Source organism: Hyphomonas sp. (genome assembly GCF_016125515.1).
Classification (GTDB): domain Bacteria; phylum Pseudomonadota; class Alphaproteobacteria; order Caulobacterales; family Hyphomonadaceae; genus Hyphomonas.
This window is the reverse complement of sequence record NZ_WGLO01000009.1, coordinates 132,320-145,287: the sequence shown is the minus strand read 5'-3', so window position 1 is coordinate 145,287 and position 12,968 is coordinate 132,320. Positions and strand designations below refer to the sequence as shown.

Below are 12,968 nucleotides of genomic sequence, written 5' to 3'. Positions count from 1 at the left end.
TCCCGCCAGACCAGACACGGAAAGGAAACGCCATGCGCCTCACCCTGCTTCTCACGACAGCGGCCAGCGCCGCGCTGCTTGCCGCCTGTGCGCCGAAGACAGAAACTCCTGCCCCGGCTGCCGAGCCCGAAGTGACGGAAGTTGCCGAGGCCGCGCCGCTTACCGTCAACGTTCTCGATTGCGGCACGATCGGCGTGTCCGATCTCGACGTGTTTTCGTCCAGCGGGGACTATGCGGGCCAGGCCGACGAATTCACCGACACCTGCTACCTGATCAACCATCCCAAAGGCCACCTTCTCTGGGATCTCGGCCTGCCGACCGCACTGATCGGGCAGCCGCCGTTCACCCAGCAGGTCTTCACCGTTTCGGTGGAGCGCTCGATCACGGACCAGCTGGCTGACCTCGGCATCGTGCCGTCGGAGCTCGACTACGTGTCGATCTCGCACAACCACTTCGACCATATCGGCCAGGTCGATCAGGTTCAGGGCGCCACCTGGCTGGTGAACCAGAAAGAATACGACGCCATGTTCCCGCCGGACGGCTCGCCCCCGGGAGATCCGTCGCTGGCTGCGAACTATGCGCTGTTCCAGCCGATGGAGCGCCAGATCATCCCGGAGGAATATGACGTCTTCGGCGACGGATCGGTCGTAATCTTCGAGACGCCCGGCCACACACCCGGCCACGCTTCGCTGCAGCTGATGATGCCGGAATCCGGTCCGATCCTTTTGACCGGCGACCTCTATCACCGCAGCGAAAGCCGCACGCTGTCGCGCGTGCCGCGCTTCAATTACAGCGAAGAGGAAACGCGCGCCTCCATGGCGGCCTTCGAGGAACGCGCCAACAGGCTGGGCGCGAGAGTGATCATCCAGCATGAACCGGCCGACATTGCGCCGCTCGGCGGCGTGATCCGCTAGCCAGCAGGCCGGATGAATATCTGATTGGTACGCTGGACGGCCGCGGCGCGGTCGGCCGGCGTACTGCCGCTGGCACGGTATTCCCCGACGATCCCGGTCTCCAGACCGGCCTTCTCCAGCTCCGTGGCCAAGGCCTCCGCGCGGCGATGACCGAGGCTTGCCTCGTTGAAGCCCTGCGCGGCGGATGGCGTCGGCAGGACCGCGACGACCTCGACGCGCGTCACGCCCCAACGCTGCAGGCCCCAGGCAAGGTCTGCTGCCAGCTGGGTTCTGATTTCTCCAAGGGCCGCCGAGTCGGGCGCAAATTCGATCGGCGGAATCTCGCTTCGCGGCGGATCCACCCGGATCATCCAGTCGGGGAAGTTGCGCGCCAGTCCTTCCTCCAGTCGCTTGTAGGCTGGCAAGCTCACGCCGGCGGTCGGCGCCGCCGAGAACACCGCGCGGCGCGTCTGCGGATTGATGTCCGCGCCGGCAAGTTCATACGGGAACGCAAGGCGCAACTCCCGTTCCGTGCGCCGCTCGGCCGCAATCGCTTCAAGCTGGGCCGTCTGGGCCCGCATGGGTGCTCCGAAGGAGGACTCGGCAACGGCTGCCAACCGCGCCGTTTCCGAACTGACGTCGTCATCGATGAGCAACTGGTCGACCACGACATTCACCTTCCTGCGGAAGCGCTCCGACAACTGCGCTGCCAGGCCGAGTTCAGCGTCCGGCACGCGCACCGGCGTCAGCACGGTCGCCCGCACATTGATCCGCGCCGGCCCGCTTCGCGGAAAGGTGACGTCGAAGTCGGTGACCCGCGCTTCGGAACTGTCGAACGGCGTCAGCAGCATGTCGCGCGCCACGTCTCGAACGCGTGCCTCATAGGCAATGTCGCGCAGTGACAGCCCGAGCGGAATCGACAGCGCGACGAATACGCCGACGATAAGAGCATTCTGCCAGGCCGTATGACGCGGGCTATGGCGTTCGCCGAAGCCATAGAAGCGCGACAGCACCGTAACCATCAGCGCGATGGCCAGCAGGTTGGTCATGAACAGGAAGAAGGCGCCGCCAGCGATCTGGAACTGGGCCGTGGCAAGACCAAAGCCGGTCACCGCCAGGGGCGGCATCAGCGCCGTTGCGATCGCCACGCCGACGATGGTTTCGCCCTTTCGATGGATCACGGCATAGCCGCCCGCAAGGCCTGAGAAGACCGCGACCATCAGATCGAAGAAATTCGGCCGGGCGCGGGAAAGGATCTCGGTCGTAATCTCCGTGAGCGGAGAAAAGAATACGATCAGGAAGGCTGTAGCCAGCGAGACGAGGGTTCCGACCGCCAGCGACACGACTGCCTGACGCAAGGCGGCGAGTTCAAGAATTGCGAGCGAGAAACCCATGAGCATGATCGGACCCATCAGCGGCGAAATCAGCATCGCGCCGATGATCACAGCCGGTGAGGACAATAGCAGGCCCAGGATCGCGATACCGCATGACATCACGTTCATGAAAATGTAGCGGCCCGAAAGCGCGCCCTCTTCATGGACGTGCTCGACCACTTCATTGTGATGGATCTGGCGGATGCCGCGCCAGCGCGCGACCTTCAGGCGCCGCCGCCATTCAGGCAGACGCGTGCGGCGGCGTTCTTCCGTCGTACTCATGTTGCGTCTCCTGAAAACCGGTTGATGCGCCGAACCCGCAGGCCGGCGCGGCGCCGCGGCGCACCTTTACCATATCCTCTGGCAGCTGGCTTCAGTTGCCGCCTTCAATCAACCGGCGGGCAATCACCATGGCCTGTACTTCCCCGGCGCCTTCGAAGATGTTGAGGATGCGCGCATCCTGCAGCACGCGGCTGATGGGGTATTCCAGTGCAAAGCCGTTACCGCCATGGATCTGAACGCTGTTGTCCGCCGCAGCCCAGGCCACGCGCGCGGCCAGCAATTTTGCCATACCGGCTTCGAGGTCGCAGCGCTTGCCGTCATCCTTCTGGCGCGCGGAATAATAGGTCAGCTGACGCACGCCCATCAGTTCGGCGGCCATCATCACCAGCTTGTTCGATACGCGCGGGAAGTTGAAGATCGGCTGGCCGAACTGATTGCGGTCGAGCGCGTAACGCAGACCGATCTCGAACGCGTTCTGCGCCACACCGACAGCCCGCGCGGCGGTCTGGATGCGGGCGCTCTCGAACGTCGCCATCAGATGCTTGAAGCCCTGCCCTTCCACGCCGCCCAGCAGGTTCTCGGCCTTCACCTTGAACCCGTCGAAACCGATCTCGTACTCCTTCATGCCGCGGTAGCCGAGCACTTCGATCTCGCCGCCGGTCATGCCTTCGGCCGGGAACGGATCTGCATCGGTGCCGCGCGGCTTCTCGGCGAGCAGCATCGACAGACCGGAGAAATTTTTCGTGGCCGGATCTGTCCGCGCCAGCAGCGTCATCAGGTCGGCCCGCACCGGGTGCGTGATCCAGGTCTTGTTGCCGGTCACCACATATTCCGTTCCGTCTGCGGACTTTACCGCGCGTGTCCGCAGCGAGCCGAGGTCGGAGCCGGTATTGGGCTCCGTGAACACGGCCGTCGGAAGGATCTCGCCCGAGGCGATCGCCGGCAGCCATTTCGCTTTCTGCTCCGGCGTCCCGCCGATCAGGATCAGCTCGGCGGCAATCTCCGAGCGCGTGCCGAGTGAGCCGGTGCCGATATAGCCGCGCGACAATTCCTCGGACACGACGCACATCGCCGTCTTGCCCATGCCGAGCCCGCCAAACTCTTCCGGGATGGTCAGTCCGAACACGCCGAGCTCAGCCATCTCGTTGACGACCTCCATCGGGATATAGTCGTTGGCGAGGTGCCAGCTGTGTGCCACCGGCTTGATCCGAGTCGCTGCAAATTTCGCGAACTGGTCGCGCACCATTTCCATCGTCTCGTCGAGACCGGTGAACTCCACCGTGTTGCGCGACAGCGCGTCCGGCAGGAACGTCGCCGCAGCGGCCATCACTTCCGGCGTCTTGCCTTCGAGGATGAAGCGCTGGATCGCGGGCGCGAACAGGAGCTGCATGTCCGCCTGCGAACAGCCGAGATCCGCCGGGCGCACCATCTCGCCCTGGTTCATCGGAATGCCGCCGATCAGCTGGGCGCAATATTCGCCGAACAGGACCTGGCAGAGCAGCGCCTCGACCTCGCCGAACTGGCCTTCAGCTTCGAGCCGCTTGGCCCAGCCTGCGGTCTGGCGAAGGGTTTCCAGATAGGTTGCGACCCAGGACAGGCCGTGCGCCCGGTGCTGGTGGCGTTCGAACGCGGCGCGGTCCGGTTTGCCGTTCGGCAGCGAAAGGCTTTCCCGGGCAGCGCGGGACGCGGCTGTGACATAGGTCTCGATGGCGGCGACGGCATCGGCCATCGCGGCGGTAAGGCCTGTCATCCTGACATCGGTTTTGTCCTGCACTGCGCTGGCGTCCATGAGCCGCTCCCTCCGGTGTTTTCGTTCGGTATGATCCCGACTGATTATAAGTCCCGCGCCGCAACTGGCGAGTCTCGATTTGTGCGGCGCAACAACGCTGGAGCCGGCCGCCGCGGCGTCAGTGCAAAAGTTAATCGAACCTGAAGCCCCGTTAACCAGCTGCGGGTTGATTAGGAACTCATTAACCATCAGAAAGTTAACAGAAAATTGGTGCGAGAAGCCCTATTCCCCCTGTCATCGCAATGTCGCTTCAAGGAGTCGCCGGACGGATGCACCCTTATTCACGTTTCAGGCTTATCTCGAACACTGCCGCCACTGCGCTCGTGGCCGCCGTGCTGTGCGGCGCCTGGCCGGTCGCCTCGGACATGCTCGCCACCGCCACCGGCGGCCTGACCCCGGTCTACTGGGCCGCTGTCGCCGGCATTGCCGCCCTTGTGGTCGTCGGCTCGCTGATGCTGACCGAATGGGTCTTCCCGCTGGTCTTCCAGTTGGGCCTCTTGCGCCGCATGGTGCTTGGCCGCGCCTACACAGAAGGCACCTGGCTGCAAGCCGAACGCGGCCCGGCCGGCAGCGAACGCCTCACCATCGTGCGCATCCGCCCGTCCGGCTTCGGCTTCAACCTGTCCGCCTATAGCCTCAACCAGGACGGCGAGATCGAAGGCACACGGATGATCGAGTATTCCAAGCTCGACGGTCCGGTGCTCAGCTATATCTTCCGCAACCTGATGCCCGACGGGGCCGGCAGCCAGGCTCAGGGCGCCAACGAGCTGATGTTCGAGCATGCCCGCGGCGCGCCGAAAACCTATGCGGGATACGGCCAGGCCGCGGGCGCTGCCCGCAAGTTCCAGATCGAGGGCGTGAAACTCACCCGCTGGTCTGAACGCCGCCGTCTGCGCAAGCTGGATCAGCGCGGCGACGTGATTGCAAAATACTGGAACCTCTACTTCGGCGCGACGAACATCGATGAAGACGAGATCGAACCGCCACGAGTCCACCGCCCGGTCATCGTCGATACAGCGCAGCCCGCCTTTGTCGAACGCCGTCACCCGGACAATGCCCCGCCCACGGACGGACCTGTCATTGCCCGCCGCCGGGCCAGCGACTGGCGCTCGGAAGACGCCACGCCGACCGCTGACCGGATCCGCGCCCGCTTTGCAAGCTCTTCTGCCCTCGAAGAAGACCCCGACGAAGAGGCGCTGGAAGACGATGACGTCTATGTCGCAGAGGCCGAGATCGAAGAAGACGATGTGATGATCGAGGACGAAGTCGACACGCTTGAAGACGACGCCGAATTCGACATCGTCGACGAAGAGGACGACGTGGTCGATGTCGCGGAGGATCCCGAGGACGAAGTCGGCGACGAAGACGCGTTCCTCGATGAGGAAGACGACATCGAAGCCGACGCAGAAGTCGATGACGACTTCACGGACGAAGGAGACGAATTCGAAGCCGATGCGGATGATGACGTCTTCGACGAAGAGGATGCCGACGCCGACGAGGCCGAAGAGATCGAAACCGGCACCGGCGACGCCCCGGCCGAGGACGACGAGCCGATCCGCATCCGCCAGCGCTACGCCCGCCGCCGCGCCTGAACGCCCCCCACCATTTCAGGCGGCCCCTCCCCCGGAGGGGCCGTTTTTTGTTTGCGCCGGGATAGTTCTCGCCAAGCACGAATCTAAGCTTCAACTTTTTCAACCCTGCGCTATGGTAAACAAAAGTTTAACCGGGGCGGGTCATGGCAGGGACGACGGAAGCAGGCGGCAAAGCCGTAAACTGGCGGCGGCACGTCACACTCAAGAACTGGACAGCGCTGGCCACGTTCGAGGCCGGGCTTTTAATGGTGCTGGCCCTGGCGATCGGCTGGCCCATCCGTGTGCCCGCCGACGCCGCCGGTCCGGACGCCTGGGCAGCCATCGGCTTCGGACTGGCTGCCTGGTTCCTGTTCCAGTGCGCGCGGCTGGTCCGTATCTGCGCGGACCAGCGCAGCGAGACCGGCAAGGCCTCTCCGGAAAGGCGCCGCATGATGCTGTCCGAATTGCTGATCTGGATGTTCGTGTCGCTGCTCGCGCTTTGCCTGTTCGCGTTGCTGCAGCCGAAGACGGGCGCGCTGAGCGTGCTGAAGCTCGAGTTGCCCGGGCGGCTTGCAATCTTCATGGCCCTGCTCGGGGCTTCGTTTGCACCAGCGATTGCCGGCATCGTCCACACTGAACGCCTGCTGGCCCAAGCGCGCCCCGGAAAGTCGATCCTGCGCAATGACGCCATCTCGGGCGGATCGCTCCTGTTCGGCGCCTTCACGATGGTCCTGATCGTTTCACTTGCCTGGGCCGCCGCGCATGACGCCTTCGAGGCGCTGGGGCCCAACATGGGCCTCATCGCCACCCTCTTCGTCATGTTTGCCTTCGTCTTCTTCATCGTGCTCTCATCGGTCACGCGCGGCCTGAACCTGTTTCAGGAGCGCGACATGACGACCAAGGCAGCGGCCTTCGGACCGGCCACATCCCTGACGACCCTGGTCAGCTGGATCGATTCCATCCTTGTGCGGATCATTTCGCCCCTGACCGGCGCGATCCAGGCACCGGACGGGCGCCATGGTCTCGGCTGGCACCATGCGCTGATCATCGGCGTGATGACGCCGCTGACCCTGCTCGGCTATGCCCTGCCCCAGCCCTGGGGATTGATCCCGATCGCGATGGCCTTCCTGTTTGCGCTTTCAGTTGGCCGCCGCTGGAGCTGGGTCGAGGGCGACCGGGAAACCGCATCTCGCCTGCGAACAACCAAAAGCAAGGACATCCATATCGGCTTCTCGAACGACCTGCGTGACGAAGCGCTGCTCAGCTACGCCTTCCTGTTCGTCCTCGTGCCGCTTACCCTGTTCCAGCTCAACGAAATGACGGGCGCCTTCTGCCTTCAGGATTTGTCCACGCTGGACAATCCCCGATGCCTCGCGAATGGGCAACAGGGTCGCTACGATGACTGGATCGGCTTTTTCGGGCTCGAACTGCTCAAGGCCGTTCCGCTCGTCGATTGGGTCGAGATCTACGGCCTCAAAGCCGAGCCGACCATCATGCAGAACCCGGAGCACCGGGAGGTCGCCCAACACCTGATGTTCGGGTCGCGCGTGCTGGTCGATTTCGTGGTGATGGCCGCCCTGTTCCAGGCCATCGCCATTTTCCAGCGCAACCACACCCAGCGGAAGCTTTACGATTCCGGCCAGCTGGATGTGCTGGATCCGATCTCGGAGGAAGATTTCTTCGAAACCGGCATGATCAAGGCCAGCAAGGCCGACTTCGAGAAGTGGGCGCAGTTACCTCCGAAGGAACAGGCGAAAAACCCCGTGATCGATCTGGGAAAACACGGCTATTTCACAGCCAAGCCCAGTTTCCTTGCCCGCGTCGAGCACCATGTCACCGAGCAGCGCATGGCGGGCATGCCTTGGCCGTATGACCGCAACCGGCTCAACGAACTGGTTCGCGACCCCCGCCCCGACCTGCAAGCCGGGGCGCGCTGGATGATTCGCAAGTTCGGTCTCCTCGCCGGCAACCCGCGCAACCAGGTCGGCCAGCTTGCTGACCGCTGGCTCCACCTGAAAATCGCTTCGGCAAAGGATGATGTCATCTTCGTCGAAAAGCAGAATTTCGAAGATGTCGTGAAATCCGCGCAGTCCACGCCTCGCGATTTCTCGAATCTCGAACTCGGACGCCTTGCCAGCCTGATGATCGAAACCTGCAACCGCCCGGAATTTGCCTATGCGCACATGCAGGCGTTCAAACTGATCGGTATGCTGAGGACACGCAATGCCGTGCTGTTGTTGGCCGCCAGCGTGCTGAAGCCTGATCAGGTGGAAGCTGACGCCGTATGGCGAGAGGAGATTCCGGGCGTCTTCAGTCTTGAATGGCGGCGGCTACGCCAAGGACAGGACGAGATGCGGGTGCACGCCTACGCCGCTCTCGAGGCCATGGCACTCAACGGCATCAAATATCCGATCTATGGCGTCGGCGCGTCGACTTATCGGCTGGCGCTTCATCTCGCCGAACAAGCCGCGGCGACGGAAGCATCCAAGTCCAGGGTCAGGGCGGCGGCTGCGCGCGATGCCCTGCTTCAAGTACTGGGCTCCGCCGTTGAGGGCGGCGACAGCGAAGACGCCTAGTCCATCCGCCGATAGCGGGAGGACTGGCTGCCGGCGATCGCGCGGACCATCGGCTCGGGCAGCAGGCGCGTTAGGGTGGCAAGGACCTTGTTCGCAAGTCCCGGCACAATCACCGGCTGGCCACGGTTGACCGCGTCGATACCGGCCTTCACCACGGGCGCTGCCTCCATCCACATCCATTTCGGCATTTTGTCCGTCTCGCTGCGCGTGCCGTTCACGTCGTGGAATTCACTCCAGGTGAAGCCCGGGCACAGCGCGCAGCAGTGGATGTCTGTTTGTCCGAGGGCGGAGCATTCGGCGTTGATGCTCTCCGAGAACTTGATCATTCCGGTCTTCACGCTGGCATACAACGTATGTCCAGCGCTGCCGGGCGCATAGCCGGCCAGCGACGCCACATTGATGATCCGCCCGAACCGGCGCGCCGCCATGCCGGGCAACAACCGATGGGTCAGTTCGACCGGCGCCGTGTACAGAACCTGAAGGAATGCCGCCTGATCTTCCCACTTCGTCGAAAAGAACGTGCCCGGCAGACCATATCCGGCATTGTTAACCAGCGCATCGACCTCCAGGGCCCGACCCGCAAGCGCAGCCACGATCCGCGCCGGCGCGCCGGGATCTGCAAGATCCTCCGCCATCACCGTCACTTCGACCCCATGCTCGGCGCGAAGTTCCGCCGCGAGCGCTTCCAGCCGGTCCGCTCGCCGGGCCGTCAAAACCAGGTTCCAGCCCAGCGCGGCATACTGCCGGGCGAATTCGGCGCCGATGCCCGCAGAGGCGCCGGTGATCAGACAGAGTCGACGTTTCAGGGCCAAAAGTTCACCTCCCGTGCGAAAATGTGACCGAAATGCAACAAAAGCCGAACTTAAGTGTGGCTTGAGCGTGACTGGGTTGTTGCTCCGCCGCACATCCACACCTTACGGTCCTGTAGGGGAAACACAACGCAACGTCGTTGCCACATATTCAAATCCAACGGAGCGGATAGCATGCAGTTCAAGAAAATCCTTCTCGCCGCCGTGGCGAGCATAGCCATCACGGCCGGGGCCTCAACCGCCTGGGCACAGGAAGACACCACGGAAGAAGCCAAGACCCTCGACACGGTTGTCACGATCGGTACGCGCGTTGCGAACCGGACCGCACTCGACACGGCTGCGCCGGTTGACGTCATCTCTGCCGACGCGATCCAGAACATCGGTATCGGTGAACTGAACCAGGCCCTTTCGGTCAACCTGCCTTCCTTCAACTTCCCGCGCCCTGCCCTCAACGACGGCACCGACTCGGTTCGCCCGGCCACGCTGCGCGGCCTGTCGCCTGACCAGACGCTGGTCCTCGTGAACGGCAAGCGCCGCCACACCGCCTCGCTCGTCAACGTCAACGGCTCGATCGGCCGCGGCTCGTCGGCGGTCGACATGAACACCATCCCGACCGATGCCGTCGGCGGCATCGAAGTCCTGCGCGACGGTGCGTCGGCCCTCTACGGTTCGGACGCCATCGCTGGCGTGATCAACGTGCGCCTGAAAGAAGCCTCCTCGGGCGGCGGCGCAGCCGTCAGCTATGGCTGGCGCGAAACTGAATACACCGTTCCGGTCAACGCCCCGACCGCGCCCGGCGTTCCCAACCCCGGCGCCACCGTGACGCGTGAGCGTTCCGATGGTCACGTCCTCACCCTGTCCGGCTGGAAAGGCCTCGCCCTCGGCGACGCCGGCTTCCTGACCGTTTCGGCAGAGTACAAGGACCAGCAGCACTCGGAGCGTTCCGGTTTCGACACCCGCCCGAACTATCCGGGCAGCCAGCCGGACGCTGAAGCCGTGATCAACCGCTTCAACGCCTGGACCGGCGAGCCGGAACTCGAGCAGTTCACGGTCTTCGCCAATGCCGGCTATGACCTCGCCAACGGCGTCGAACTTTATGGCTGGGCCAGCTATCAGGACCGCGACACCGTATCGGCCGGCTTCTACCGTCGCGCCCTGGACGCACGCAACGTCATCGAAATCTACCCGAACGGCTTCCTGCCGCTGATCGCACCGACCACGACCGACTATGCAGTTGCCGGCGGCGCGCGCTTCGACTGGGCAGGCTGGGACATGGACGCCTCGCTCGTTTACGGTTCGAACGAGATGGAATTCACCATCAAGAACACGCTCAACCGTTCGATCGGTCCGACGTCTAAAACGGTGTTTGATGCCGGTGGCTTCCGGAATGGTCAGCTCACGGCCAACCTCTCGGCTTCTAAAGGCTTCGCGGTCGATGGCCTTGCCTCCGACCTCAACGTGGCCTGGGGCGTTGAAGCCCGTCAGGACACGTACGAAATCTTCGCCGGCGAGCCGGACTCTTACCGCAACGGCGGCGTTCTGCTGAACGGCGCCCCAACGGCTTCCGGCGCACAGGTCTTCCCGGGCTTCCGTCCGGCCAACGAAGTGGACGAAGACCGCACGGCTGTCGGCGTCTATCTCGACCTCGAAGCCAACCTGACCGACAAGCTGCTGGTGGCGGGTGCCATCCGCGGCGAGTCCTATTCCGACTTCGGCGAAACGGTCACCGGAAAGCTTGCCGCCCGTTATGACTTCAACGACATGTTCGCGCTTCGCGGTTCGATCCAGAACGGCTTCCGCGCTCCGTCGCTGCAGCAGCAATACTTCGCCACGACGTCGACCAACTTCATCAACGGCGTGCCGTTCGACATCACGACCTTCCCGGTTACCGACCCGGTCGCGATCGCCCTCGGCGCCAAACCGCTTGATGCTGAAACCTCGGTTAACTACTCGATCGGCGCCGTGCTGCGGGCAGGTGGCCTGAACGTGACGATCGACGCCTACCGCATCGACGTTACAGACCGCGTCGTGCTGTCGGAAAACCTGACCCAGGCGAACGTCCGCGCCTACCTGCAAGGTCAGGGCTTCATCGGCTCGGGCGGCGGCCGCTTCTTCCTGAACGGTGTGGATACCGAAACCACCGGTGTGGACATCGTGACCAACTACGCCTTCCCGGAAACCGCCTACGGCACGTTCAACGTGACCGCCGGTGCTAACTTCAACAGCACCGACGTCACCGCCATTCCTGCCATTCCGACGCTGACGGCCCTGTCGCCGGCACCGGAACTCTTCGGCCGCGTCAACATCAAGACGTTCGAAGAAGGCACCCCGGCTGACAAGTTCACCGGCTCGCTGGATTGGGAACACGGCCCCTTCGGCGCCACGGTTCGTGCAATCCGCTACGGCGAAGTGCTCGTGCCGAGCTCCAACCCGGCGAACGACTACACGATCAGCCCGAACACGCTGGTCGATCTCGAAGCCCGCTACACCTGGAACGACATGGTGACCCTGTCGCTCGGCGCGGACAACCTGTTCGACGAGTATGGCGATCCGGCACCGGCCGCTCAGAACGGCACCGGCAACACGCCGTTCTCGGGCTACATCCCGTACGGCAGCTCGGGCCGCTTCGTGTACATGAAAGCGTCCGTGACCTTCTGATCGGATCTGCCTGATCCAGAACCAGCGCCGCCTCCTCCGGGAGGCGGCGTTTTTTGTTGCCGCTTGATCGCGGCCCCCACGCCCCTACTGTCAGCCCGCAACCGGCAAAGGATCACGCCCATGGCACGCGCCAAAACCAATGGCATCGAGCTCGAATACGACACGATGGGCAGCCCGAACGATCCCGCAGTCCTTTTGATCATGGGTTTCGCGCTGCAGATGACGCGCTGGCCGGAAGCGCTCAAGCGCGGCATTGCCGATGCCGGCTTCCGTGTCATCTGGTTCGACAACCGCGACGTCGGCCTCTCCACCGAGATCGCCGGTTTCACACCGCCGAGCGCGATGGAGATCATCCAGGCGGCGATGGCCGGCAAGGATACGGCAAAACTGGTGCCCTACACACTCGACGACATGGCCACCGACACGGCCGGCCTTCTGGATGCGATCGGCATCGAACAGGCTGACATCATCGGCATGTCGATGGGCGGCATGATCGGCCAGCTGATGGCGCTCGACCATCCCCGCAAGGTGCGCAAGCTCGTGGCGATGATGACGACGTCGGGCAACCCCGCCCTGCCGCCGCCGACCCCTGAAGCGATGGCGGCGCTTTCAGCCCTGCCCCCTGTGCGCACCGCTGAAGCCATCGGCGAGATCGCCGTCGTCGCCCAGCATGGCATCGGCTCGCACCCTGACCTGCGCAACAGCGCGGAGATCATCCGTGCCCGCGCCATCGAGGACTTCCACCGCTCCGACCGCCCCTTCGGCATCCTGCGCCAGAACGGCGCGGTCGTCGCCCAGAAGCGCTGGCATGAACGGCTCGGCCAGGTGACTGCGCCGACGCTGGTCCTTCATGGTGCGGACGATCCTCTGGTCCGCCCCGCCGCCGGCGAAGACATCGCCCGGCGCATTCCCGGCGCCGTGTTCAAGCGCTATCCCAAATGGGGCCACGACCTGGCCGACAGGATGTCCGACACGCTGGTCTCGGACATCGTGCCGTTCCTTAGGGCCTAGGCGATC

General features: G+C 63.9%; 8 protein-coding genes. 5 read left to right on the top strand and 3 right to left on the bottom strand.

Annotated elements, in window-relative coordinates:
* Positions 1-32 precede the first annotated feature (32 nt).
* Positions 33-914: an N-acyl homoserine lactonase family protein gene (locus GC148_RS08810; protein ID WP_291070306.1), complete on the top strand. Its 882-nt coding sequence runs from the start codon at positions 33-35 to the stop codon at positions 912-914.
* Here GC148_RS08810 and GC148_RS08805 read toward each other — a convergent pair.
* Together GC148_RS08805 and GC148_RS08800 are read right to left on the bottom strand one after the other, a co-directional pair.
* Positions 911-2,548 carry a DUF389 domain-containing protein gene (locus GC148_RS08805; protein ID WP_291070305.1) on the bottom strand — a complete coding sequence of 546 codons (1,638 nt, stop codon included), beginning with the start codon at positions 2,546-2,548 and terminating at the stop codon, positions 911-913. The two genes, GC148_RS08810 and GC148_RS08805, sit on opposite strands and share 4 nt — an antisense overlap.
* 91 nt (positions 2,549-2,639) lie before the next feature.
* Complete coding sequence (locus GC148_RS08800; protein WP_291070304.1) at positions 2,640-4,337, bottom strand: acyl-CoA dehydrogenase family protein; 1,698 nt, start codon at positions 4,335-4,337, stop codon at positions 2,640-2,642.
* A 269-nt stretch (positions 4,338-4,606) separates the two neighbouring features.
* On the opposite strand from GC148_RS08800, the gene GC148_RS08795 reads away from it, so the two are divergent.
* Both GC148_RS08795 and GC148_RS08790 read left to right on the top strand, forming a co-directional pair.
* The gene (locus GC148_RS08795; protein WP_291070303.1) at positions 4,607-5,929 is read left to right on the top strand and encodes a hypothetical protein; all 1,323 of its coding nucleotides are present in this window, start codon (positions 4,607-4,609) and stop codon (positions 5,927-5,929) included.
* 143 nt (positions 5,930-6,072) lie between these two features.
* Positions 6,073-8,484, top strand: a complete 2,412-nt coding sequence (locus GC148_RS08790) for a hypothetical protein (RefSeq protein ID WP_291070302.1) — start codon at positions 6,073-6,075, stop codon at positions 8,482-8,484.
* On the opposite strand, the gene GC148_RS08785 is transcribed toward GC148_RS08790, so the two are convergent.
* On the bottom strand, positions 8,481-9,290 hold the full coding sequence (locus GC148_RS08785) for an SDR family oxidoreductase (protein ID WP_366063525.1): 810 nt from the start codon (positions 9,288-9,290) through the stop codon (positions 8,481-8,483). The genes GC148_RS08790 and GC148_RS08785 overlap by 4 nt on opposite strands.
* 177 nt (positions 9,291-9,467) lie before the next feature.
* On the opposite strand from GC148_RS08785, the gene GC148_RS08780 reads away from it, so the two are divergent.
* Together GC148_RS08780 and GC148_RS08775 are read left to right on the top strand one after the other, a co-directional pair.
* Positions 9,468-11,951 carry a TonB-dependent receptor gene (locus GC148_RS08780; RefSeq protein ID WP_291070300.1) on the top strand — a complete coding sequence of 828 codons (2,484 nt, stop codon included), beginning with the start codon at positions 9,468-9,470 and terminating at the stop codon, positions 11,949-11,951.
* Between the two features lie 120 nt (positions 11,952-12,071).
* Positions 12,072-12,962: an alpha/beta hydrolase gene (locus tag GC148_RS08775; protein ID WP_291070299.1), complete on the top strand. Its 891-nt coding sequence runs from the start codon at positions 12,072-12,074 to the stop codon at positions 12,960-12,962.
* Positions 12,963-12,968 lie beyond the last annotated feature (6 nt).